General features: G+C 73.0%; 19 protein-coding genes. 7 read left to right on the top strand and 12 right to left on the bottom strand.

The genetic code is table 11. From position 1 onward, the window contains the following. Position 1: 1 nt before the first annotated feature. Both ABGB18_RS05030 and ABGB18_RS05025 read left to right on the top strand, forming a co-directional pair. The gene (locus ABGB18_RS05030; protein WP_347694131.1) at positions 2-802 is read left to right on the top strand and encodes a glycerophosphodiester phosphodiesterase; all 801 of its coding nucleotides are present in this window, start codon (positions 2-4) and stop codon (positions 800-802) included. 77 nt (positions 803-879) lie between these two features. Then, positions 880-2,313, top strand: a complete 1,434-nt coding sequence (locus ABGB18_RS05025) for an MFS transporter (protein ID WP_347694130.1) — start codon at positions 880-882, stop codon at positions 2,311-2,313. A gap of 30 nt (positions 2,314-2,343) precedes the next feature. Here the strand turns inward: ABGB18_RS05025 and ABGB18_RS05020 are convergent, their stop codons facing one another. Next, on the bottom strand, positions 2,344-2,838 hold the full coding sequence (locus ABGB18_RS05020; RefSeq protein ID WP_347694129.1) for a helix-turn-helix domain-containing protein: 495 nt from the start codon (positions 2,836-2,838) through the stop codon (positions 2,344-2,346). A 33-nt stretch (positions 2,839-2,871) separates the two neighbouring features. Here ABGB18_RS05020 and ABGB18_RS05015 point away from each other — a divergent pair, with 33 nt between their 5' ends. The 3 genes from ABGB18_RS05015 to ABGB18_RS05005 all read left to right on the top strand — a co-directional run bounded on the left by ABGB18_RS05015 (position 2,872) and on the right by ABGB18_RS05005 (position 4,898). Further along, positions 2,872-3,381, top strand: coding sequence for a nuclear transport factor 2 family protein (locus ABGB18_RS05015; protein WP_347694128.1), 510 nt, complete (start codon positions 2,872-2,874; stop codon positions 3,379-3,381). 324 nt (positions 3,382-3,705) lie between these two features. Next, positions 3,706-4,353 carry a hypothetical protein gene (locus tag ABGB18_RS05010; RefSeq protein WP_347694127.1) on the top strand — a complete coding sequence of 216 codons (648 nt, stop codon included), beginning with the start codon at positions 3,706-3,708 and terminating at the stop codon, positions 4,351-4,353. 200 nt (positions 4,354-4,553) lie between these two features. Continuing rightward, positions 4,554-4,898 (top strand): RNA polymerase-binding protein RbpA, encoded by a 345-nt coding sequence (locus ABGB18_RS05005; RefSeq protein ID WP_090931221.1) that lies wholly within the window; start codon positions 4,554-4,556, stop codon positions 4,896-4,898. Positions 4,899-5,005: 107 nt separating this feature from the next. On the opposite strand, the gene ABGB18_RS05000 is transcribed toward ABGB18_RS05005, so the two are convergent. From ABGB18_RS05000 to ABGB18_RS04985, 4 genes are all read right to left on the bottom strand, one after another. Next, positions 5,006-5,506 (bottom strand): FxsA family protein, encoded by a 501-nt coding sequence (locus ABGB18_RS05000; RefSeq protein ID WP_347694126.1) that lies wholly within the window; start codon positions 5,504-5,506, stop codon positions 5,006-5,008. A gap of 286 nt (positions 5,507-5,792) precedes the next feature. Continuing rightward, a complete protein-coding gene (locus tag ABGB18_RS04995; protein ID WP_347694125.1) occupies positions 5,793-6,539 on the bottom strand; it encodes a polyprenol monophosphomannose synthase in 747 nt (248 codons plus the stop codon). Then, positions 6,539-8,095 (bottom strand): apolipoprotein N-acyltransferase, encoded by a 1,557-nt coding sequence (lnt, locus tag ABGB18_RS04990; protein ID WP_347694124.1) that lies wholly within the window; start codon positions 8,093-8,095, stop codon positions 6,539-6,541. The genes ABGB18_RS04995 and lnt overlap by 1 nt, the downstream gene beginning before the upstream one ends. Positions 8,096-9,107: 1,012 nt before the next feature. Then, a complete protein-coding gene (locus tag ABGB18_RS04985) occupies positions 9,108-11,300 on the bottom strand; it encodes an ATP-binding domain-containing protein (protein ID WP_347694123.1) in 2,193 nt (730 codons plus the stop codon). Positions 11,301-11,619: 319 nt separating this feature from the next. Here ABGB18_RS04985 and ABGB18_RS04980 point away from each other — a divergent pair, with 319 nt between their 5' ends. Continuing rightward, the gene (locus tag ABGB18_RS04980) at positions 11,620-12,816 is read left to right on the top strand and encodes an ROK family transcriptional regulator (protein ID WP_347694122.1); all 1,197 of its coding nucleotides are present in this window, start codon (positions 11,620-11,622) and stop codon (positions 12,814-12,816) included. Between the two features lie 138 nt (positions 12,817-12,954). Here ABGB18_RS04980 and ABGB18_RS04975 read toward each other — a convergent pair whose 3' ends face one another. The 7 genes from ABGB18_RS04975 to ABGB18_RS04945 all read right to left on the bottom strand — a co-directional run bounded on the left by ABGB18_RS04975 (position 12,955) and on the right by ABGB18_RS04945 (position 21,917). Next, positions 12,955-14,322, bottom strand: a complete 1,368-nt coding sequence (locus ABGB18_RS04975; protein ID WP_347694121.1) for a glycosyltransferase 87 family protein — start codon at positions 14,320-14,322, stop codon at positions 12,955-12,957. Positions 14,323-14,455: 133 nt separating this feature from the next. Then, the gene (locus ABGB18_RS04970; RefSeq protein ID WP_347694120.1) at positions 14,456-14,953 is read right to left on the bottom strand and encodes an Lrp/AsnC family transcriptional regulator; all 498 of its coding nucleotides are present in this window, start codon (positions 14,951-14,953) and stop codon (positions 14,456-14,458) included. 23 nt (positions 14,954-14,976) lie between these two features. Continuing rightward, positions 14,977-15,570: an ATP/GTP-binding protein gene (locus ABGB18_RS04965; RefSeq protein ID WP_347694119.1), complete on the bottom strand. Its 594-nt coding sequence runs from the start codon at positions 15,568-15,570 to the stop codon at positions 14,977-14,979. 256 nt (positions 15,571-15,826) lie between these two features. Continuing rightward, the gene (locus tag ABGB18_RS04960; protein WP_347694118.1) at positions 15,827-16,693 is read right to left on the bottom strand and encodes a terpene synthase family protein; all 867 of its coding nucleotides are present in this window, start codon (positions 16,691-16,693) and stop codon (positions 15,827-15,829) included. Positions 16,694-17,297: 604 nt separating this feature from the next. Then, positions 17,298-19,895 (bottom strand): AAA family ATPase, encoded by a 2,598-nt coding sequence (locus tag ABGB18_RS04955; RefSeq protein ID WP_347694117.1) that lies wholly within the window; start codon positions 19,893-19,895, stop codon positions 17,298-17,300. An 85-nt stretch (positions 19,896-19,980) separates the two neighbouring features. Further along, positions 19,981-20,751 (bottom strand): protein phosphatase 2C domain-containing protein, encoded by a 771-nt coding sequence (locus ABGB18_RS04950; protein ID WP_347694116.1) that lies wholly within the window; start codon positions 20,749-20,751, stop codon positions 19,981-19,983. A 56-nt stretch (positions 20,752-20,807) separates the two neighbouring features. Continuing rightward, the gene (locus ABGB18_RS04945; protein WP_347694115.1) at positions 20,808-21,917 is read right to left on the bottom strand and encodes a Xaa-Pro peptidase family protein; all 1,110 of its coding nucleotides are present in this window, start codon (positions 21,915-21,917) and stop codon (positions 20,808-20,810) included. Between the two features lie 142 nt (positions 21,918-22,059). On the opposite strand from ABGB18_RS04945, the gene ABGB18_RS04940 reads away from it, so the two are divergent. Next, complete coding sequence (locus ABGB18_RS04940; protein WP_347694114.1) at positions 22,060-23,262, top strand: SpoIIE family protein phosphatase; 1,203 nt, start codon at positions 22,060-22,062, stop codon at positions 23,260-23,262.

Below are 23,262 nucleotides of genomic sequence, written 5' to 3'. Positions count from 1 at the left end.
CGTGCTGAGCCGCCGATTCGCCTTTCTCGATCACCCGGGCCCGCTGGCCTTCGCCCACCGGGGAGGCGCCGCCGAGGGCGCGGAGAATTCCGCGGCGGCGTTCGAGCGCGCGGTCCGGCTCGGCTACACCTATCTGGAGACCGACGCGCACGCCACCGCCGACGGCGTGCTGCTCGCCTTCCACGACCACACCCTCGACCGCGTCACCGACCGGCGGGGCCGCATCTCCGAGCTGCCCTACCGGGCGGTGCGGGATGCCCGGATCGGCGGCGTGCACGAGATTCCGCTGCTGGAGGACCTGCTCGGCACCTGGCCGGAGATCCGCTTCAACATCGACGTCAAGGAGGCGGCGGCCATCGCCCCGCTGGCCGAGGTGATCAGGCGTACCGGCGCCTACGACCGCGTCTGCCTGACCTCCTTCTCCGACGAGCGGCTCGTGCTGGCCAGGGCGGCGCTGGGCCGGGAGGTGTGCTCGGCGCTCGGGCCGCGCGGCGTGGCCGCCCTGCGCGCCGCCGCGACCACCTCCGGCTACGGCCGCCTGCTGGCCCGCCTGTCGCGCTCGGGCGTCCCGTGCGCGCAGGTGCCGGTGGGCTTCCGCGGCCTGCGCGTGGCCACCGGCCGCCTCATCCGTACGGCGCACGCCATCGGCATGCAGGTGCACGTGTGGACCATCAACGACCCCGTCCGCATGGAGCGCCTGCTCGACCTGGGCGTGGACGGTGTCATGACCGACAACGTCACCGGCCTGCGCGAGGTGCTGACGCGCCGCGACCAGTGGCACCCCGGCCGGATGGCCGCGTAGCAGCGACCCCCCAGGACACGGCCGCAGGGCCGTACCGAGATCACGGCCGCACGGCCGTACAGGAGCGACACGACATCATGCCGGTAACCGCACCCCCCGCGGCCCTCGACGACTCGCCCTCGGCCCGCCGGCGCGAGCAGCGCGGCTGGTACTTCTACGACTGGGCCAACTCCGCCTTCTACACCACGATCATCTCGGTCTTCCTGGGCCCGTACCTCATCCCGGTCGCCAAGACCGCCTCCTGCGCCCAGGACTTCCCGGGGATGGCCGCCGACCGGTGCGTGGCCGACTTCGACCGGCTGGTCGCCGACAACCCCGGGCTCGGGTACGTGGACGTGCTGGGCGCCGACATCAGGCCGGTCGCGTACTTCGGGCTGATCACGACGGTCGCGGTGCTGCTGCAGATCGTGATCCTGCCGATCGTGGGGGCGCTGGCCGACCACACCGGCCGCAAGCGGGAGCTGCTCGGCGGCTTCGCCTATGTCGGCGCGCTGGCCGCGATGGCGCTGTTCTTCGTCGAGGGCGACCGCTACCTGCTGGGCGGCGTCCTGTTCGTCGTGGCCAACCTGGCCTACGGCTCCTCGATCGTGGTCTACGATTCGTTCCTGCCGCAGATCTCCACCCCGCGGGAGCGCGATGACGTGTCCTCGCGCGGCTGGGCCATCGGCTATCTCGGCGGCGGCCTGCTGCTGGCCCTCAACCTCGTGCTCTTCCTGCAGCACGAGAGCCTGGGGCTGACCGAGAGCATGGCGGTGCGGATCTGCATGATGTCGGCGGGTCTGTGGTGGGCGACGTTCACGATCGTCCCGCTGCTGCGGCTCCGCAACCGGCCCGTGCCGGCGCACGAGACGACGGCGTTGCGGTCGGTCGGAGGCAGTTTCCGCCAGCTCGGCCGTACGCTGGCCGAGTTGCGGCGCTATCCGCTGACGTTGCTGTTCCTGGTGGCGTACCTGGTCTACAACGACGGGGTGCAGACGGTCATCGGCAACAGCGCGGCCTTCGCCTCCGAGGCGCTCAAGCTCGACCAGACCGTGCAGATCGGCGCGATCCTGATGGTGCAGTTCGTGGCGTTCTTCGGGGCGCTGGCGCTCGGGCGGCTGGCGCGTAGCTTCGGGACGAAGCGTACGGTGCTGGCGAGCCTGGTGCTGTGGACGGGGATCGTGACGACGGCCCTGTTCGTCGCCGAGGGGCAGGCGCTGCAGTTCTACCTGATGGCGTTCGCGATCGCGATCGTGCTGGGCGGCACGCAGGCGCTGTCACGGTCGCTGTTCTCGCAGGTGATCCCGAAGGGGCGGGAGGCCGAGTACTTCAGCCTGCTCCAGATCAGCGACAAGGGGTCGGCGTTCATCGGCTCGCTGACGGTCACGATCGCGCTGCAGCTCACCAACAGCTACCGGCTGGCCATCGTCTCCATGGTCATCTTCTTCGTCATCGGCTTCGTCCTGCTGGCCCTGACGAACCTGCCGCGGGCCATCCGGGCGGCCGGCAACGAGGTGCCGGAACGGATCTGACCGATCCGGCGGATCCGGCCGCGGGTTTGATCACCCCGCCGGGGGCTCCGCCGCCGCGGCGAGGACCATCGTGCCGGGGCCCTGGGCCGCGCCGGGGCCCCGGACGGCCGTCACCGTGTCCGCGGTGGCCTCCCCGCCGCAGTGCGGGCAGGTCACGACCGGGGTGAAGAGCTCACCGCAGGAGTGCACCAGGAGCGCGGGCGGGCCGCCCGGCGGCGTGGACCAGCGGTCGCCCCAGGCCATCAGGGTGATCAGTGCGGGCACGACGTCGCGGCCCGCCTCGGAGAGCACGTATGCGTGGCGGACCGGGCGCTCCTGGTAGGGCCGCTTTTCCACCACCCCGGCCGCGACCAGGTGCTCCAGGCGGCGGGCCAGCAGGTTGCGCGAGATCCCGAGGTCCTGCGCCAGGTCGTCGAACCTGCGCACGCCCAGGAACAGGTCGCGCAGGATCAGCGGGGTCCACGGCTCGGCGAGGATGCCGACGGCCTGGGCGATGGAGCAGTGCATCTCACCGAACCTGTTCATGGACCCAGGATAGTGGGTTGCTAAAGTGAACTCATGACGGTTCACATTCAGGACTCACCTACCCTGGCGTACCGGCAGGCGGGCGAGGCCCATGACCTCGACGCCCTCATCGCCACGCTCTCCGACGACGTGACCTTCCACTCCCCCCTCAGCGGCACGGCCTCCTTCCAAGGCAAGGAGCAGGTCCGGGAACTGTTCGCGAGCGTGTTCCGCGTCCTGTCCCGGATGCGCTACCAGACCGATGTCGGCGACGACCGCACGCGGGCGCTGACGGCCACCGCGCTGCTGGGCCGGATGGAGCTCCACGAGGCGGCGCTCGTTCACCTGGACGACGACGGGCTGATCAGGGACATCACCATGTGGATCCGGCCGCTGCCCGCGCTGACCGCGATGATGGCCGCACTCGGCCCCGACCTCGCCCGGGCGACCGGCAAGCCGGGCCTCCCCCTGCTGGTCGGCGCCGCCGTCAAGCCACTGGCGGCGATGACCAGGCTCGGCGACAGGACCCTGGTCCCCCTCCTGTCCCTCCGCCGCCCTCACTAGCGCCTGCAACACCTCCCACGCCACCCACGACCGGGCAAGCCGGCCTCGGCTGTGGGTGGCGGCACGCGCGGCCACCAGCGCGCGACTGAGGCGCATCCCGGACCGGCCCGGACGCGTTCGCCCGGACACCCGGGCGAGGCCGGCTACGAGAGGAGGCGCCGGAGCGGGAACGGGCCACGCGGCGGCCCACCGGCGTCGAACGGGCCGCCGCCGAGGCTGGGCGCGATCGTCGTTCCAAAGCGAGAGCGGCGCTCTTGACATGAGGCACACCATGGCGAGAGCATTGCTCACATAACGGAGCGACGCCCTCTCCAAGGAGCACCGATGCCTAAACTACCAGCCCCCACGGCCCCCTCACGGCCGGCAGCCGCGGCCTTCGCCGCGAGCGGGGTCCTCTTCCTCGCCTACCCCGCCATCCGCCCCTCCGGTGACGACGCCGTCGCCATGGCCTCCCCCGGCTGGGTCGCCGGGCACGCCGCCGCGATGCTCGGCTTCGTCCTGCTCGGCCTGGCGGTGCTCGGCCTGCACCAGGTGCTCGGCGACCGCCTGTCGCTGCGCGCCGCCGTCGTGACCTGGGCCGGGACGGGTCTGATCCTGCCGTTCTACGGCGCCGAGGACTTCGGCCTGAACGTGATCGCCCGGCGTTCCCTGAGCGACCAGGCTCCCGCGCTGATGGAGATGGTCCAGGACGTCAGGTACGGTCCCGTCGCGATCACCATGTTCGGCGTCGGCCTCGTCCTGCTCGCCGCCGGACCGGTCATGGCCGCGATCTCCATCTGGCGCACCGGCATCCTGCCCAGGAGCAGCGGGACGATCGCGGCCCTGGGATTCCTGCTCTACATCCCGCAGTTCTTCGGCCCGTACCCGCTCCGGATCGTCCACGGCGGCCTCGTACTGATCGGCTGCCTCTGGCTGGCGGTGGTTCTGCCGGCGGCGAAACGCCGCGGAAATCCGGCCATGGCGAATCTCTGAGGAGTGTCGGCGCCGGCCGCGCGGATCTCTTGGACCGCGTTACCGCAGGACCGTGCGCCATTCGGAGGGCGCCCGAAGAACCGACGGCCCAAGCGCGATTGGATCACCCCGCGGGTGGGAATCCCATCACGGTACCAAGCGTTAGACACCGTGGGAGACAGACCCCCCACGCAAGGGGGCCCTGTAGGAGGCATTTAGACATGGGCGAGCGCGCGCTTCGTGGCACCCGGCTCGGGGCAACCAGCTACGAGAATGACCGTAACACGGATCTGGCCCCGCGCCAGGAGGTGTCCTACACCTGTCCCAAGGGCCATCACTTCGAGGTTCCGCTTGCCGCCGAGGCTGAGATCCCCGCCACCTGGGAGTGCCGCATGTGCGGCGCGACAGCGGTGCGCGTGGACGGCGAGCAGCCGGAGTCCAAGAAGACGAAACCGCCGCGGACACACTGGGACATGCTCCTGGAGCGGCGGTCGATCGAAGACCTTGAGGAGGTGCTCAACGAGCGGCTCGCGGTGTTGCGGGCTCAGCGTCGTAAGAGCGCCTGACATCTCGCACGGTGAAAACCCCCGGGCTCGCGCCCGGGGGTTTTGCTCTGCCCGCGAGGCCCGCCCTCCATGGGCGCGCCGGACTGATCAGGCACCCACAACGTGGGTCAGGGCTCGCGGTCCTCGCGGATGACCTCGCCGTGCACCACACGACCGCCCTGACCAGGATGACCGGCGTGAGCGTCGACGGTGTCGTCCGGCCGCGGCGGGAACAGGTTCGCGTACGGTGAGGCCGCCGCCATCTTCTTGACCCTGCGGTCGAAGAACCACGCCCCCAGCCGCCGCATCAACGGCCGGGTGAACGGCAGCACGCACAGGAACCCGAACACGTCGGTGAAGAACCCCGGTGTCAGCAGCAGCGCGCCGCCCACCAGCACCAGACCGCCGTCGGCCAGCTCGCGGTCGGGCATCCGGCCGGACTGCAAGGCCTCCTGGAGCGCCCGCCACGCCCGGCGTCCCTCCCGGCGGACCAACCAGGCGCCCAGCACGCTGTCGGCGATGAGCAGGGCCACGGTCAGAGGCCCGCCGATCACCGAGCCGATCTGGATCAGCAGCCAGATCTCCAGGACGGGCACGACCAGAAAGGCCAGGAAGAGCAGGAGCCGCATCGTTTCCCTCGATTCCGCACACGCGCGTTACAGCAGGAACAACGCCCGGCGACCGTCAAGCGTTCCGCCGGACACCGAACCCCCGGGGCCACTCCCCGGGCCGGCGGAGATCATCGCGCCCGGAGCTGATCCACCGCGGCGCTCCCACGCGACAGGAGCCGGCGCCCGAGGCTGGTCGCAACCGCCGCCGCGCAGGCGCAGCCGGGCGGGCTCGGCCGCCATCGCGTCGGCGCCGGCGCCCGAGGCTCCTCGCGGCCCCCACCGCGCAGACCCGGGCGGGGGCGGGTCAGTCGCGGCCGCCGCCGCGCAGGCGCTTGGGCAGGCCCGTAACGCCCCACATGCCGATCCGCCACAGCGCCTCGGACATGACCTTGCCGCTCATCTTGCTCTTGCCCACCGTACGTTCGACGAACGTGATCGGCACCTCCACCACCCGCAACCCGTGTCTGGACGTGCGCAGGGTGAGGTCGACCTGGAAGCAGTAGCCCTGCGACTCCACCCCCGACAGCCCCACCTTCTCCAGCGTGGCGGCCCGGTAGGCACGGAACCCGGCGGTCGCGTCGCGCACCGGGAGCCCGAGCATGACCCGGGTGTAGATGTTGGCGCCCTTGGACAGCAGCTCGCGCCGGTGCGGCCAGTTGACGACCTTGCCGCCGGGCACGTAGCGGGAGCCGATCGCCAGGTCGGCGCCGTCGGCCAGCGCCTCCAGCAGCTTGGGCAGCTCCTCGGGCTGGTGGGAGCCGTCGGCGTCCATCTCGACCAGCACGTCGTAGCCCTCCTCCAGCCCCCACCGGAACCCCGCGATGTAGGCGGCCCCGAGCCCCTGCTTGCCCGGCCGGTGCAGGACGTGGACGTGGTCGTCGGCGGCGAGCTCGTCGGCGACCTGGCCGGTGCCGTCGGGGCTGTCGTCGTCGGCCACGAGGATGTGGGCCTCGGGCACGGCGGCGCGGATCCGCTCGACGATCATGGGCAGATTGTCCCGCTCGTTGTAGGTGGGCACGACGACGAGCACCCGGCCGAGAGTCTCCATCATCAGTCGTTCCTCATCCGGTCGCCTCGCCGCCTGCCACGCCACACGGCGACTCCTACCGCCGCCGCTCCCATCATCATCAATGCCCACTCAGGAAGCGCGCCCACCCTCGTGGCGATCGTTTCCTGAGTGCGTACGGGCACCTTGACCACGTTCATGTCGGCCACGAGTTCGCGGGTCTGCCAGGAGACCTTACCGTCAGGTGTGACATATGCGGAGATTCCCGTGGTGGCGGCGGTGACGACGGCCCTGTTGTGCTCGACGGCGCGGATCTGGGACATGGCCAGTTGCTGCGGCGGCAGATTGGACTCGGCGTAGGTGGCGTTGTTGGTCTGCACCACCAGCGGCGTGCCCCCGGCCCGCACGGTGTCGCGCACCGTGTCGTCGTAGGCCACCTCATAGCAGTTGACCGCGCCGATCGTGACGGGCCCCATCTTCAGGTCGCCCGGCTTGTCGCCGGGCACCGACTGCCTGCCGACCAGGCCGGCCCGCTCCCACAGCGCCAGCACGATGTCCTTGAACGGCGTGTACTCCCCGAACGGCACCAGGCGCTGCTTGTCGTAATAGGCGCCCGGCCCGCTCACCGGGTCCCACACGAGGCTGCGGGTGGCGCGCCGGTCGGTGCCGATCGCCACCACGGCCCCGACGAGCGTCGGCACGCCCACGTCCCGGACGGAGTCGGAGATGACCTGGCTGGCGTACTCGTCGCGGTAGGGGTCGATGTCGGTCGAGTTCTCCGGCAGGACGACGATGTCGGGCTTGGGGAGCTTGCCCTCGCGTACGGCCTGGGCCAGCCGTTTCGTCTCGTTGGCATGGTTTCGCAGGACGACGGCGGGCTCGTCGCCCAGGACGTACATGCCCCGGCCGGGGACGTTCCCCTGCACGATGCCGACGTTGATCGTCCGCCCCTCGTCGCCCGGCCTGGGGACCGTCAGGCCCAGCACCGGGATGGCCAGGGCCAGCGCCACGGGGACCGCCCTGCGCACCACGGCGGAGGCGACACCGGCCGGCCCGGCCTCGCTCTCCGATGCGGTGGCACGTGATGCGGTCCGGCGGCGCAGGACGGCACAGGCCATCAGGGCGCCGCACAGGACGACGGCGAACGACACCAGCGGCGCGCCGCCGAGCGCCGCATATGAGGTGAACAGCGTCTCGCCCTGGCTGAAGGCCACCCTCGCCCAGGGGAACCCGCCGATGGGCACCAGGCCCCGGGCCCACTCCATGGCCACCCACAGCCCGCCGAACCACACCGGCCAGGCGGGCAGCCTGAACACCAGGGCCGCCAGCGCGGCCATGGCGGCGTAGAAGAGACTTTCCACGCCGACCAACATGAGCCAGACGTCGTCGCCGATCGTCCGCACCCAGGCGACGGTCGGCAGCAGGAACGCCACGGCGCTCAGGTAGCCGAGCCAGGCGGCCCGCCTGGGGCGGGTGCCGTACAGGGACGCGACGATCAGGGCGATGCCGAGCGGCGCGCACGACCACCAGCCGAGCGGCGGGAACGCGGTGTAAAGGACCACCCCGCCGGCGACCCCCGCCACCATCCGGGCCGGCAGCACCCACCGTGACTCCTGCGGCGCCCCGGACCCGGAAGCGCCCGCCGTTCCCCTCCCTTTCGGGGTCCCCGGCGTCGCCGACCCGTCCGCGTCCGGCTCGACCCCGGTCGCATCGGGCGTGGACCCTGCCGCGGTTCCGGTCAGGGCGGCGGCGAGATCGCCGGGTGATGTGCCGTTCGCGGGCGTTTCCCCGCCGGACGTGCCATTCACCGCCGGATCGGGCGAGTCCGCGCCGGACGGGGTGTCCGTGGACGGAGTGGGCGATTCGCCGTGAGAGGTGCCGTTCGCCGGTGCGGAAGGAGGCCCGTCGTGCTCGGCAGGCGGGACAGCCGGCCCGCCGGAGAGGTCCGATGCGCCGGCGGCCGGAGACGAGGGCGTGACGTCGCCGCCCGGAAGGGGGGTGGGGGATATGGCGGTGCCCGAGTCGCGCCCGGGCGTGGGCGGTAGGCTCGTTCGGTCCTGAACCACTCCGGGGTCTCCTCGCCGATCTCGCAGGCTGCTTGCGAAAACGCTACCGCCCCGCAGCCGCGCTCAAGCCAGCACGACGCCCCGGACCCCGGCGTGGCGGCCGCGAGATCCGAAGCGGCGGCGCCCGGGAAGAACGGGGCGCGAGGGTGATCCCGCGACGGACGGGACCACCCGGCGCAATGGCGGTCCTGCGCACGAGAGCGGGAAGAGGGCCCGGAAACCCTTCGGACCGGACCCGTCTCGTCGGCGGCGAGCGCGGAATTCCGTTGTCTACTGGGCTCCCGGGCCCGTCCCGGGTCCAACCCCCCGCCCGGCTGGGGTGCCCCGACTCGACGGACCGACGGCCCTGCACCTGGCTGTGTGGACGAAGTCACGCTCCGTCACGGACGCAGGATCCGGCGATGTCAGAGACGGCCAACCGGCCAAGTCCCGTGCTGGACTGCGCAGCAAACTACCGACTCCACCTCAGATGTCAACCGTGTCCCGATCAGCAGAAACATCAAGTTTTCGCAGGTAGGACATGCTTGACCGGCCGCAGTAAAGCGGTTCAAAGCCCATTAGCCGGTGCGGACGAACGGCTTGGCAAGTCCCGCAGAGCCGCCGACAACGGCCGCTCGTGCACGACCCCGAGCCGTTGCGTGGCCCGGGTGAGAGCAACATACAGGTCGCTCGGCCCCCGTGGCGACTGGGCGGCGATGAGGTCGGGTTCGGCCACGATCACCGAGTCGAACTCCAGCCCCTTCGCGTCGGTCACCCCCAGCACCGCCACCGGCGCGTCCAGCGCCTGGGCGCCCCGCGCCCGACCGGCGCCGGGCGTCACCACCACCGCGCCGGGCACGGCCTCGGCCACGGCGGCCCCCAGCGTGGCCAGCAGGGCGTCCGGCACCACGACGGCGACCTTGCCGCCCTCCCCGACCTCGGCCTTGACCAGCTCGGGCAGCACCGGCAGGGGCGCCGACCACGGCCGCGCGCCGGCCTCGCGCACCGAGGCGGGAGCCTCCAGGGAAGGGTCGATGGTGGCCAGCACACGGGCGGCCACCACCATCAGCTCCACCGGCGTACGGTAGTTGACGGTGAGCCGCTCCTGCCGCCACCGCCCGGCCACATACGGGTCGAGCACCTCCGCCCACGAGCGCGCCCCGGCGGCCGAGCCGGTCTGCGCGATGTCCCCGACGATCGTCATGGAACGCGTCGGGCAGCGCCGCATCACGGCCCGCCACGCCATCGGCGACAGCTCCTGCGCCTCGTCCACGATCACGTGCCCGTAGGCCCAGGTGCGATCGGCGGCCGCGCGCTCGGCGGTGGTGAGGTAGGGGCCCTCGCCGCGCTGGCGTTCGGCCAGGCGTTCGGCCTCCATGACGTCGGACAGGCCCGTCAGCTCCAGCACCTCCCGGGCGTAGGCGAGCTCGGCCTCGCGTTCGCGCTCCTCCGCCTGCCGGGCGGCGGCCAGCTCCTCCTCCGCCTGCAGCGCGCTGGCCCGCAGCACCTGCTCGTCGATCTCGCCGAGCAGGTCGGCCGCCTCGTCGAGCAGCGGGACGTCCGACTCCGTCCACTCCCCGCCGTCCCGGCGCAGCAGCGCGCGCTCCTCGGGGGTCAGCGAGGCGGCCGCGTAGCCGAGGCGCTCGGCGGAGCCGTACAGGCCGAGCAGCAGCCGCTGCGGCGTCAGGTACGGCCACAGCCGGTTGAGCGCGGACTTCACCACCGGCTCGGTACGCAGCTCCTCCCGCAGGTCGGCCAGCTCCTCCTCCTCGATGAGCCCCTTGCCGATCTTGCGGGCCTGCTGCCTGGCCAGGGCGTTGAGCAGCGACCTGACGAACACCGCGCGGGCCTGGTTGTGCGGGCGGCGCGAGCGGGTGGCCTTGTTCCTGGCCCCCTCCAGCATGGCGCGGTCGATGGTCAGCGTGATGCGGCCGATGGTGAGATCGACGGGCTTGCGCGGCACCCGCTGCCGGTCGCGTACCGCCTTGGCGATCACCTCGGCCATCCGCGCGTCACCCTTGAGCGCGGCCACCTCGGGGCGTTCCCTGGCGGTGGCGGTCAGGCCCGGGTAGAGCTCGCCGACCGTGGACAGCAGCACGTCGGTCTCGCCGAGCGAGGGCAGGACCTGCTCGATGTAGCGCAGGAAGGTCAGGTTGGGGCCGAGGATGAGCACGCCACGGCGTTCGAGGCGCTCGCGGTGGGTGTAGAGAAGGTAGGCGGCGCGGTGCAGGGCCACCACGGTCTTGCCGGTCCCGGGGCCGCCCTGCACGACCAGGACACCGTTGAGGTCGCTGCGGATGACGCGGTCCTGCTCGGACTGGATGGTGGCGACGATGTCGCGCATGCGGCCGGTGCGCCGCTCGTCGAGCGCGGCCAGCAGCGCCGCCTCGCCGTTGAGCGTGGCGCGGTCGTCGTCGCTGAGGGAGTCCAGGTCGAGCAGGTCGTCGTCGACGCCGATCACGTTGCGGCCCTTGGTCTGCAGGTGGCGGCGCCTGGTCACGCCCATCGGCGCGGCCGAGGTGGCGCGGTAGAACGGCTGAGCCACCGGCGCGCGCCAGTCGATCAGCAGGCGATGCTGGTCGTCGTCGGTGAGACCGAGCTTGCCGATGTAGAGCCTGCCCTCGTCGACGTGGTCGAGCCGGCCGAACACCAGTCCGCGCTCGACCGCCCAGAGCCGCGCCAGCCTGGAGGCGTACATGTCGGCGAACGTGTCGCGCTCCGACCGGTTCTGCATCGTGCCGACCGCTCCGGTCGCCAGCACCTCCTTGAGCTGCCGCTGGGTACGCTCGCGCAGCGTGTCGAGGCGGTCATAGAGGCGGGTGACGTACGTTTGCTCTCGTGTGAGCTCAGTTTGACGAGTTGCCGCCTGACCATTAATGTGGTTAATGGGACGCTCCGGGCCATTCTGCTTATTGTTACGACAAACGACGACATTAGCATGCCCGTCGTAGCACTCTCCCCGGCTTTCCGTCTTGATCTCCCTCTCGTTACGTCCTCGTTCCACCCCTTGACCGCTCGCGGAACGATGCCTATTTTCGGGTTAGGAAAGTTTCCTAACTTTATCCCAAGGAGCCTCACCCGTGAGCGGTCCGGTGCCGGGGACACCCAGTCTGCTACGCGCCATCAACGATCGCGCGGCGTTGCGGGCCCTGCTCCAGCACGGGCCGCTGACCCGTCCCGAGCTCGGCGCGCTCACCGGCCTGTCCAAGCCGACGGCGTCCCAGCTCCTGGCCCGGTTGCGGGAGGCCGGGCTGGTCGTGCTGGACGGCGTCAGGGAGGGCCTGCCGGGCCGCACGGCGGAGGTCTACCGGATCAACCCCGCCGCCGCGTACGTGGGCGCGCTCGACGTCACCCCCGGCCGGATCGAGGCCAGGATCGCCGACCTCACCGGCACGGTCGTGGGCGAGCACACGCTGCCCACCCGGCGGCGGCCCGCCGGCGAGCTGGTCGACCGGCTCGACGCGGCCCTGCGGGGCGCGAACCCGCCGGGCCGGCTGCGCCGGGTCGTCATCGGGGTGCAGGCCGCGATCGACCCCACCACCGGCCGGCTCGGCCACGCCGCCGCCGAGGACGTGCCCGGCTGGCAGATCCCCGACCTGGTCCCCACGCTCGGGGCCGGGCTCGGCGTGCCGGTGGACGTGGAGAACGACGTCAACCTGGCCGCCCTGGCCGAGCAGGCGCACGGGGCGGCCACGGACAGCCGGGACTTCGTGCTGCTCTGGGCCGACCAGGGCATCGGCTCGGCCATCGTGCTGGGCGGGCGGGTGCACAGGGGCGCGACCGGCGGGGCGGGCGAGGTGGGTTACATGCCGGCCCCGGGCGCGCCGACGGCCCGCGAGTCCGGCCGCTACGCCGGTCACGGCTACCAGGCGCTCACCGGCGGCCCGGCCGTGCTGGAGCTGCTGCGCTCGTACGGGGTGCGCGGCGCCGGCTTCCGCCAGGCCGTCGCCGCTGCCGTACGGGCGGCCGGCGGCCGGGGCGCACGGGCCGGCCAGGCCCGGGCCGGGCTGCGCGAGGTGGCCGCCCGGCTGGCCGTGGGCCTGGCCGCCATCACCTCCGTCGTCGACCCCGGTCTGATCGTGCTGACCGGCGGCGTCGTGCTGCCGGGCGGCGAGACGCTGCGCGAACTGGTCGAGGAGGAGTTGCACGCGCTGACCATTCCCCGGCCCCGGGTCCGCCTGTCGAGCGTCGCGGGCAACCCCGTCCTGGCCGGGGCCCTCGAACTCGCCCTCGGCGCGGTGCGCGACGAGGTCTTCGGCTCCACGGCTCGCGGCTGACTCGCCTAAATCGCCCGAAGGCGCAAATTACAAGACATTTCTGGATATATTTTCCTTACCTCACATCCATCACGGAACAGCGCCTTCGCCCGGAACGCCTTTCGCTTTATCCGGGAAATCGGAGAATGTTCCGACGGGTCAAGAGGGCGGGCCGGCGCGGCCTGGGACGCCTCGGCGCCACCGGTAGGGCCATGTCCCGGCCGCCTGCCCGCCACGAGCCCTCAGGCGCGCCGTGAGCCCCGCCACGACGCCCGCGGCGGCCAGGGCGTAGGCGGGGGTGCCCAGGGTGGTGAGGTAGGCGGCCGTGCCCGCCAGCGGCACGCCGAGCCACTCCCAGCGGCCGTCGAGGGCGACCAGGGCCACGACCAGCAGGGCGTACCAGGGGTAGCCGGGGGTGAGCAGGAGGAACGCGGTGCCGGTGAGCGTCAGCGCGCCCTGCCACGGGCGGTCCGGGTCACCGCGCCGCAGGACGTGGAACAGCACGGCCGCGAGGATCGCCACGGTGGCGGGCAGCGCCCACGCGTCGGGCAGGAACAGCCGCGGCAGCCCGTAGCGGTCGCGGGCCCCGGCCTCGTCGTATCCCTCCTCGGCCACGTAGCCGGACAGGTAGCCGAGCACGGACGCGCGGGAGAGGAGGACGTAGGGCAGGTAGGCGGCGGCCACGACCAGCACGGCGGGCAGCAGCGTGCGCAGGGCGCGGCGGACCCCCCGCCGGCTCGACAGCGCGCCCGCGAGCGCGCCGGGCACCACCACGGCGGGCACCAGCTTGACCGCGACCGCCGCGCCGAGCAGCGCCCCCCGCCCGAGCGGCCGGCGGGCCACACCGAGGGCGAGCACGACGGCGGCCACGGCGAGCATGTCCACGTGGGCGTTGTTGACCGCCTCCATGGGCACGGCCGGGCACCACCCCCAGCAGGCGGCCCACCGGGGGTCGCCCCGGCGCCGCAGGATCAGCAGGACGGCCGCCGCCAGCAGCGCGCCGGCGGCCTGCAGCGGCACCAGCCCCGCCCCGCCGGGTGAGAGCCGGTCCACCAGCAGGAAGTACGCCTCCGCCAGCGGCGGGTAGATCGTGTGCACGGTGGACCGGTTGATCCTGGTGCAGGCGCCGTCGCCGATCGGGTAGAAGTGCCCCTGCGCGCAGCCGGGGAAGAGCCAGGGATCGCGCAGGGAGGTGAGCCGCGGGTCGGCCGGGGGGTGGTCGTAGGGGGAGATACCGGCCGCCTGGACGCGGCCGTCCCAGACGTACCGGTAGGGGTCGGTGCTGGTGCCGGGCGGGCCGGACAGCCCGGTGGCGATCACGGCCAGGCCGCCTGCCAGGACCAGCCGGCCGGCCGGGCGGCCCGGCACGCCGCGCAGCGCCCACACGGCGGCGGCGAACAGGCCCCAGGTGGCCGCGTACCACCAGAACAGCCCCGCCGGCGGGCGGTGGAAGAGCACGGCGAGGACGGTCACCTGGGCGGCGACGAGCGCGGCGGCGCCGGCGGTGCGGGCGGTGCGGGCGTTCATGGTGTGCAGCGTCGCACCACCGCGCGGCCCCTGGGCGATCACCCACCCGGGCGTCCGCGTTTCGTAAGGGAACGCTGGGGTCGGCCCTCCTCGGGCTTGGCATGTGCGTGACGCCGGGGACGGACCGGGGGCGCTACGGGGCCTGGTCGCGGTCGGGGCTCAGGCTCGGGTCCGGCTCGGTGCCGTCGTTGATCACCTCAGGGGCGCGGTGCTCGTAGGGGGTGCTCAGCACGACCGTGGTGCGGGTGGAGACGTTGGCCGAGGCGCGGATCTGCTGCAGCAGGTCCTCCAGTGCCACCGGCGAGGCCACCCGCACCTTGAGGATGTAGCTCTCGTCCCCCGCCACGCTGTGGCACGCCTCGATGGCCGCCAGGTGCGCCAGCCGCTCGGGCGCGTCGTCAGGCGCCGCCGGGTCGATCGGCTTGATCGACACGAACGCGGTCAGCGACAGCCCCACCGCGTCAAGATCGATGATCGCCGCGTAACCGCGCACGACCCCCCGCTTTTCCAGGCGGCGTACGCGCTGGTGCACTGCCGAGACCGAGAGCCCGGTCTCCCTGGCCAGGTCGGTGAAACTCATGCGGCCGTCGCGAGCCAGCAGCGTGACGATCCGGCGGTCGATCTCCTCCATCGGTCAAAGGTAGCCGTTGCCGCTCACGACATGGTCCCGACCGGGGTGGCACCCCTGCGCATCGCGTGCTCGACCAGCGTGATGAGCACCTCCCGGCCGGAGTCGCGCCTGCGGGCGTCGCAGCGCACGATGGGGATATCCGGTTCCAGCCCGATCGCGGAGCGCACCTCGCCCACGGTGAACGGCCTGGTGCCGTCGAAGCAGTTGAGCGCCACGATGAACGGCTGCTCGCGCTTCTCGAAGTAGTCCACGGCCGGGAAGCAGTCCTCCAGGCGGCGGGTGTCGGCCAGCACCACCGCGCCCAGCGCCCCCATGGCCAGCTCGTCCCACACGAACCAGAACCGCTCCTGGCCCGGGGTGCCGAACAGGTACAGCATGTAGTCGTTGCGGATCGTGATGCGGCCGAAGTCCATCGCCACGGTGGTGGTGAGCTTCCGCTCGACGCCCGACAGGTCGTCGATGTGCGTGCCGACGTGGGTGAGTGCCTCTTCCGTGCGAAGCGGCCGGGTCTCGGAGACGGCGCCCACCATGGTGGTCTTGCCCGCGCCGAACCCCCCGGCGATCAAGATCTTGATCGCCGTCGGCAGCCGCCAATGGTCAGTGCGACCGAATTCCATCCAGCACCGCCTGTACATTCCCGCGCATGCCCAACCCCGCCCCTGAGGTGCCGTGGTCAGTGGTACCTGTCAAGGCGTGTTGAGAAGGTTGATCCACATGCCTGGCATCGAGACACCCTAGCAACGCCACATTTTCCACTCAAGCCGCAATCTTTTACAAGAAACAAAGTGTCACGGTTTGTTACTCGAAGCCACCTATTCGCCGAACTTACCGCGGGTCAGTCAAGCCACCCTGTCATGGAATCCGACAGGACCCTTAAGGTGATGGGTTGTGGGCCGAAATACCGTTGAAACCCGCGTTGAAACCGATCTGTCTTCGCAGGTAGACGGCCGTGCGGGGGCTCGGCTCCCGTACCGTCTCGATCAGCGCGGCCGCCTCGCGCGCCAGCTCGGCCATCGCCTCGGTCACCTCGGCGCGCGTGACGCCGAGCGCCAGCACGTTCAGATCGCCCCAGCTCAGATCCTTGCGATACGACGCGACGTCGCCGAGCAGGTGCAGGTAGCGCTGGACCTGCCTGCTGACGACCCGCAGATCCTCCAGGTGCGTTCTGGACCAGTCGTCGGCCGTGTAGATCCAGTGTGAGACGTCCACGAAGCACGAGCCGCGGCAGTCGGCGTTGTCGAGGTAGCGGGCCAGCGTCGGCACGGCGTTCGTGTCCCGCCAGACCCAGGCCCTGGCCATCCCCGCCAGCGTCCTGGCGAGCTGGTCGCGCCACAGCCCCTGCAGGCCGTCGAACGCCCTGGTGGTGGCCAGCTCGTCGCGCAAATCGGCCAGGAACCGGGTGACCGCCGAGCGGGGCACCGCGCCGGCGGCGACCGACAGGCACTCCCGGGTCAGGCGGCTGACCTGCTCACGGGTGGTCGCGGTGTGGTCCACGAGGCGATCCACGGCCAGGACCCACAGGGCGGTCCGGTTGAGGACCTTGAGGCGATCGGCGGTGGCCCAGGGGGCGCTGAAGGCCGTGGCGAGGGTCAGGGAGTGGTAGAAGTCGCCGTCGAAGGCCGCCTCGGGGAACAGCCCCTGGTACATCTGCGCGCAGCGGCCCAGATCCCTGCGGCACTCGGCGGCCAGCGCGCACGTCCTGCCGAGCTCGAACGCCTCGTCCAGCTCGCCGTGCCGCATCCTAGGGCCGGCCCAACGACTCGCGGATCATGGGCGACGACCCCCCATACCCCGGGACATACACCAGTGGGGGAATTGTTTCATGATCGTGTACTACCGATCAAGGTATCAGCTTCGTGGCTGATCAGCCCGCTCCGATGGCTATGAACGACACGTCGTCACCCCTGGCCCGGCACAGTGCCTCGGGCAGGCTGAGGCCGCGGCGCAGGCCGTCGTGCAGGCCGACCATGACGTTCGAGGTCGTAGCCGGTCAGGGGGCCGTCGTCGAGGTGGAGCGAGGAGAACAGCGGGCTGTCGGCCCTGAACGTGCCGTGCGTGGCCAGGTGGGCCAGCTGTGGCGCACGTTCGAGGAGCCGGGGCCGGCTGCTGACGTTCGAGGCGGGCGAGGTGGTGGTGGAGCTGGAGGTGCTGGACCGGCGGCTGGTGGGCCGGCTGTCCGGCGGGGCCGCCGACATCGAGGTGCAGCGGCCCGACGGCGGCACGTGGCTGCGCTCGGACGAAGCTGGGCCGGTTCACCGTCGGCGCGCTGGCACCGGGGCCGCTGCGGCTGTGGGTCCGCCGGGAGCCCGGCGGCCCGGTGGTGACCTCCTGGATCCGGATCTGACTAGGCGGGCCGGCCGGCGAGCTTGGCGGCCAGCGCGACCCGGGAGCCGATTCCGAGCTTGGTGTAGATCTTACCGATGTGGTATTCGACGGTCTTGACGCTGATGAGCAGCTCCCTGGCGATCTGCCGGTTGGTCAGCCCGTCGGCGACCAGCATGGCGGTGCTCAGCTCCTGAGGGGTGAGCCCGAGCCGTACCGTGGCCGGGGGTTCCAGGCCGCAGGCCTCCAGCTCCTGGGCGCTGCGGTCCACGAGCGGGCGCGCGCCCAGCCGTTCGAAGATGGCGCGGGCGGCGCCCAGCCGCTCGGCGGCGGCCCGGCGCCGGCCGGTGCGGCGCAGCAGCCTGCCGAGGTCCAGCAGCACGCGCGCCTCCTCCAGCGGGCACTCACCGGACTCCACCAGCGCCAGCGCGCGGGCGAAGCTCTCCTCGGCCTCGCCTGGAACGTTCCTCGCGGCCAGCAGGAGCCCGCCGAGCCGCAGGAGTTCGGCCTGTGCGCGCGGCCCCGTCCGGCGCGCTGCCGAAGCCGCCCCGAACTCCGCCAGCGTGTGCCCGGCCTCCTCCGGCCGCCCGTCGGCGACCAGCGCCTCCACCCTGGCCGGCCGCGGGTCGGGAACGAACACGTCACCGTCCGCCGGTGGCTCCTGTCCGGCGCCGAGCAGCGCCAGGGCCAGGGCGGCCTGGGTCTCCCCCAGCGGGTGGCGCAGGCGGACGGCGGCGGCGCGGGCGGCGGTGGCGTGGGCCAGCGCCCGCTCGTGCTCGCCGCGGGCCGCCAGCGGCGCCACGCACACCACGTCCAGGCACGGCAGCAGCCACCGCTGGCCGAGCGCGGCCGCCTCGGCGAGCGCCCGCTCGGCGTGGGCGGCGGCCTCGTCCCAGCGGGCGGCGCCGTGCTCGGCGACGGCCAGCAGCGCGGTGGCCAGCAGCCGGTGGTGCGGCAGTCCCGCCTTCGCGGCGGCGGCCACGACCCGCCTGAGCACCGTACCCGCCTCCTCGGCCGCGTCGCGCTCCAGGAGCGCGACCGCCGCCGCCAGGCTGTCGGGCGGCGCGCCGGCGCCGGGTGCCCCTCCCAGCGCCAGCACGTCGTACGGCCTGGCGACCGCGCCCTGGATGGGCTGTTCGATCGCCAGGCGGGCCCAGTCCACCGCCGCTGCCCGCTCCCGCGTGACCAGATGTAGCCATGCGAGCTGCTCGGCCACGTCGGCGGCGAATCCGGGTTCTCTGTGCCGCCATGCCTCGGCCAGCAGCTCGGACGCCTCGTCGAAGCGTCCGCGGGCCAGCGCGAGGCGTCCCAGCACGTACCGGCGCACCGGGCGGGGGTCGGCGTTGCGCGCGCCGGCGAGCTCGGCCGCCCGGATCACGTCGCCCCCGACGAGGACGTGTTCCAGCACGGAAGTGCGCAGCTCGTCGCGGCGCGCCGCCGACTCCGTGAGCCCGGCGGCCAGGTCCAGGTGGGCGGCGGACTCCTGCCACAGCCCGTGTTGCGCCGCCTTGGCGGCGAAGCTGGCCAGCTCCTCGGCCAGCGCCTCGTCGGGCCCGCCCGCGGCGGCCGCCCGGTGCCGCAGCGCCGTGCCCGCGTCGTCCACCGCCCGGGAGGCGGCCAGGTGCAGGCGCGCCCGGGTGCCCGCGCCGAGCCCCTCGTAGGCCGCGGCCCTGGCCAGCGGCTCGGGGAAGTCGACCAGGCGGCCGGGCAGCTCACGCAGCAGGCCGGCGGTGACGGCCGCCTCAAGGGCGTCCAGCGGTTCGCCGAGCCCGTCGGCGACGACGGCGGCCAGGTGCAGCGGGCACCGCCCGCCGAGGACGGCACACGCCGCGACGAGCCGCCGGGCGGCCGGGCCGCAGCCGTGCAGCCGCCGGGCGAAGCGCCGCAGGTAGGTGTCCGGCACGGGCAGCCGCACCCCCGGGTCGGCGAGGACCGGCACGGGCACGCTCGCCAGCAGGGCGCGGGCGTGCAGCGGGTTCCCCCCGGTGTGCTCCCGCAACCGTCGGGCCGCCGCCAGGTCGGGCCCGGGCGCCGGCGCGGCGGGGCCCGCGGCGAGTTCGGCCAGCTCGCCCGCGCTCAGCCCGCCGAGCGTGACGCGCCGGGTGTCCTCGCCGGTCAGCAGCCGCCGCAGCCCTTCCGGCAGCCAGGGGTCGGCCAGGTCACGGCAGCCGACCACCATCAGCACCCGCCCGGCCCTGACCCGGCGCAGCACGTACGACAGGGCGCGCAGCGACGGCCGGTCCGCCCACTGCGCGTCGTCGACCACCAGGGCCAGCGGCCCCTCGGCCTGCAACCGGTCGACGACCTCGCAGAGCGCCTGCCCCACCGCGCACGAGTCCTGCCCCGTCAGGCCGATCCGCCGGCCGCCGGGCACCCCGTCGCACCCGGTGACCTCGTCCGTGAGCTGCCGTACGACGCCGAGCCTGAGCTGGCGCTCGCTCTCCTCCCCGCTGGCGGCCAGCACCCGCACACCCGCCTCCCCGCCGAGCGTGTGGTGGATGAGCGCGGTCTTGCCGATGCCCTCCGGCCCCTCGACCACGACCCTCCGGGAGGAGCCCCCGGCCGCCGCGCGCAGCTCCGCCCGCAACAGGGCGAGCTCCGCAGTCCTGCCGACGAACATGCGCCCTCCCTTCGGGGCCCCTCGCCTTCCCAGAGCACCGGCGGCGGCACCTGATACACGACACCGCGGAAGGGATGAAATCCGCTCAGGGCGCGGGCGGTTCCAGGCGCAACCAGGCGGCGCTGGCGTCGTCGTGCCGCTTCCCGCGCACGGGTCCACGCGCGATCTCGAGCTCCCGTACGGCCCCGAGCACCGCCCCCGGGCCCTCCGACTCGACGGCGGCGAGCACGTCGCCCCAGCTCCACCCGTACCAGTCGACGAGCCGCCCGACCCCGTCGGTGAACACCCCGACCCCCCGCACCCCCCGGGCGGCCACGCTCCCGCAGACCGCCTGGCGCGCCGCCGCCGGCAGCGCCCCCGCCACCCAGAACCCCCCGGGCGCGTTACGCAGCCGCCGCACCAGCTCCACCGAGTACGGCCGCCCGCCCGGCAGCCGCTCCAGCCGCTCGTCGCAGGCGACCTCGACCCGCCCGTCCGCCCGGAGGAAGGCCACCGGCGAGTCCCCCAGCACGAGATATTCCACCCGCCCGCGCGCCCCGCGCACCATCGCCACCGTCGAGGACGGCGAGTCCGGGTTGCGCAGGTCGCAGGTGCCGCGGTGCGCGGCGCAGACCTCCTCGATGGCCTGTTCCAGCAGCCCGGCCAGCGTCCCGGCGTGACCGGCGGCCAGCCGCGCCGCCAGCGCGCCGCCCAGCCGCCCCACCAGCCACGCGACCTCGTGCGCGCATCCGCTGTCCACCCCGGGCGCCGCCGTGGCCCCGTCCAGCACCACGGCCCATGACGGCCCGGCGATCACCAGGTCCTCGTTGGGGCGCTCGGACCCGGCCCGGCTGGCATGTGCGACCTCGGCGAACATGACAGCGACTGTGCCACACCCCCGCTCGCCCGGGGGCGTGGCGCCTCGCCCGCGGGCTAGACGATCACCAGCTCGCGCGAGGTGTTGTTCAGCCGCTCGCCGCCGGTCTCGGTGCACACCAGGATGTCCTCGATCCGGGCCCCGTGCCGCCCCGGCAGGTAGATGCCCGGCTCGACCGAGAACGCGAACCCGGGCTCCATCGGCTCGCCGTTGCCGGACACGATGTAGGGCTCCTCGTGGGTCTCCATCCCGATCCCGTGCCCGGTCCGGTGCACGAAGTAGCCGCCGTAGCCGGCCCCGGCGATCAGGTCGCGGGCGGCCGCGTCGACCGACTCGCACGACACGCCGGGCCGCACCGCCGCGCAGGCCGCGTCCTGGGCCTGCCGCAGCACCTCGTAGTAGGCGGCGAACTCGGCGGGCGGCTCCCCGACGCAGTAGGTGCGGGTGGAGTCGGAGCAGTAGCCGCTGGGGAAGGTGCCCCCGATGTCCACCACGACCGGGTCGCCGGCCTGGATCACCCGGTCGGACACGTCGTGGTGCGGGCTGGCGCCGCTCGGCCCGGAGGCGACGATCACGAAGTCGACGGTCTTGTGACCGGCCGCCCGGATCGCCTCGGCCAGGTCCGCGGCCACCTCGCGCTCCGTGCGCCCGGCGCGCAGGAGCTCCGGCACCCGCCGGTGCACGGAGTCGATCGCCTCCCCCGCCTCCCGCAGCGCCGCCACCTCCGCGGGCGACTTGCGCATCCGCAGCTCCCGCAGCACGCTCCCGGCCAGCACCTGCTCGGCCCCGGGCAGCGCCGCGCGGAAGCTCAGCGAGGCCATCGCCCACATGCGGTCGGCCAGGCCGACCTTGGCCGGCTTCCCGAGCCGGGCCGCCGCCAGCGCGTACGGGTCGTCGGTCTCGTCCCAGGCCACGAACTCCAGCCCGAGCCGGGCGGCCGGCGAGGCCTGCGCGGACGGCAACTCCAGGCGGGGCACCATGAGGTAGGCCGCGCCGGCGGCGGGCACCACGAGACACGTCAGCCGCTCCGACGGCTTGGCCTCATAGCCGCTCACATAGCGCAGATCGGGACCTGGGGTGAGCAACAGGGCGTCGAGACCGGCCTTGGCGGCGGCTTCCTGGACGGCGGAGACACGGGACACGGGATACAGGTCTGAAGACGTCACAGCCCACAATCTACTCGGAGCCCGCCTCCTAAAATCCGCGAAAAGCTCTCACAAGGCGGCTGGCCATGGCTACACTCCGTTCGGAGTCGATCACGTATTGTGGGACCAATTGTCCAGTTCCACTGCGCTTGAGAGTGAGACCATGGTCGACGTCATCGGCGCGGCCGAGCTGCTCGGGCACGAAAGTGACGCCGAGCTGCTGGCCATACGGCTGGCACACGCCCAGCGGCTCGGCAACATGGGCTGGGCGGAATGGCACCTGCACAGCGGCGAGACCATCTGGTCCGACCAGGTGTACGTGATCTTCGGCCGCGCCCCGGACCAGGGCCCCATCCCCCTGCCCGAGCTGGCCGCGCACATCGAGCCCGCGGACGTGGGCGCGCTCGACCGGCTGCTGTGGTCGGCCGTGCGGGGCGTCGAGCCGGTCCAGGCCGAGTTCCGCATCCGCCGCGGCGGGTGCTCCGGCGACCTGCGCGACATCCGGGTGGTGCTGGAACCGCTGATGACCCCCGGCGGCGCGGCCGGCATGCACGGCGTCATCCAGGACATCACCGGCCGCCGCCGCGCCGAGCGCATGATGTCGGAGTCGCGCCGCCAGTTGCTGGAGGCCCGGGAGCAGGCCGCCGAGGAGCGCCACGTCATGCTGGCCCTGCGCGAGGCCATCCTGCCCGAGCCCCCGTGCCACCTCGACCTGCCGCACACCAGGGTCGCCGTGCGCTACGTGCCCGCCGAGACGACCGCGAACCTCGGCGGCGACTGGTTCGAGGCCGCCCCCACCCCCGACGGCCGCCTGCTGCTGGCCATCGGCGACGTCTCCGGCCACGGCCTGCCCGCCATCGCGCGCATGGCCCAGCTCCGCCACGCCCTGGTCGGCCTCAGCATGACCGCCACGCCCGCCAACCGGCTGCTGGCCTGGCTGAACGAGCTGGTCATGCACCAGCTCAAGGACACCACCGCCACCATGATCATCGGCCACCTGGACCCGGACACCCGGGTGTTCGCCTGGGGTCAGGCCGGTCACCTGGCGCCCATCCTGGTGCGCGACGGCGTCGCGAGCCGGCTCGACCAGCCCAGGGGCGTGCTGCTCGGCGCCGTCTCGGGCCGCCCGTACGAGCTGGCGACCACCCGGCTGCAACCCGGGGACCTGCTGCTGATGTTCACCGACGGGCTGGTGGAGCGGCGCACCCGCGACATCGACGTCGGCCTGGACCTGGCCCTGGCCGCCGCGCGCGACGTGCCGGGGTACGACAACCTGGACGCCGGGCTCGATCGCCTGCTGGCCGGCATCGGCGGGCCCAACCCGGAAGACGACGCGTGCGTGCTGGCGGTGGGCATACTGGGCTAG

It is taken from the genome of Nonomuraea sp. B12E4 (assembly GCF_039871825.1).
Classification (GTDB): domain Bacteria; phylum Actinomycetota; class Actinomycetes; order Streptosporangiales; family Streptosporangiaceae; genus Nonomuraea.
Note: the sequence above shows the minus strand (reverse complement) of the source record. Positions and strands in the feature narration are given on the sequence as shown.

Excerpts from the sequence above, each read along its gene's own strand:
- ABGB18_RS05025 (WP_347694130.1), top strand. The coding sequence starts at position 880 with ATGCCGGTAACCGCACCCCCCGCGGCCCTCGACGACTCGCCCTCGGCC.
- ABGB18_RS05020 (WP_347694129.1), bottom strand. The coding sequence starts at position 2,838 with ATGAACAGGTTCGGTGAGATGCACTGCTCCATCGCCCAGGCCGTCGGC.
- ABGB18_RS05015 (WP_347694128.1), top strand. The coding sequence starts at position 2,872 with ATGACGGTTCACATTCAGGACTCACCTACCCTGGCGTACCGGCAGGCG.
- ABGB18_RS05010 (WP_347694127.1), top strand. The coding sequence starts at position 3,706 with ATGCCTAAACTACCAGCCCCCACGGCCCCCTCACGGCCGGCAGCCGCG.
- ABGB18_RS05005 (WP_090931221.1), top strand. The coding sequence starts at position 4,554 with ATGGGCGAGCGCGCGCTTCGTGGCACCCGGCTCGGGGCAACCAGCTAC.
- ABGB18_RS05000 (WP_347694126.1), bottom strand. The coding sequence starts at position 5,506 with ATGCGGCTCCTGCTCTTCCTGGCCTTTCTGGTCGTGCCCGTCCTGGAG.
- ABGB18_RS04995 (WP_347694125.1), bottom strand. The coding sequence starts at position 6,539 with ATGATGGAGACTCTCGGCCGGGTGCTCGTCGTCGTGCCCACCTACAAC.
- ABGB18_RS04975 (WP_347694121.1), bottom strand. The coding sequence starts at position 14,322 with ATGAACGCCCGCACCGCCCGCACCGCCGGCGCCGCCGCGCTCGTCGCC.
- ABGB18_RS04970 (WP_347694120.1), bottom strand. The coding sequence starts at position 14,953 with ATGGAGGAGATCGACCGCCGGATCGTCACGCTGCTGGCTCGCGACGGC.
- ABGB18_RS04965 (WP_347694119.1), bottom strand. The coding sequence starts at position 15,570 with ATGGAATTCGGTCGCACTGACCATTGGCGGCTGCCGACGGCGATCAAG.
- ABGB18_RS04960 (WP_347694118.1), bottom strand. The coding sequence starts at position 16,693 with ATGCGGCACGGCGAGCTGGACGAGGCGTTCGAGCTCGGCAGGACGTGC.
- ABGB18_RS04955 (WP_347694117.1), bottom strand. The coding sequence starts at position 19,895 with ATGTTCGTCGGCAGGACTGCGGAGCTCGCCCTGTTGCGGGCGGAGCTG.
- ABGB18_RS04950 (WP_347694116.1), bottom strand. The coding sequence starts at position 20,751 with ATGTTCGCCGAGGTCGCACATGCCAGCCGGGCCGGGTCCGAGCGCCCC.
- ABGB18_RS04940 (WP_347694114.1), top strand. The coding sequence starts at position 22,060 with ATGGTCGACGTCATCGGCGCGGCCGAGCTGCTCGGGCACGAAAGTGAC.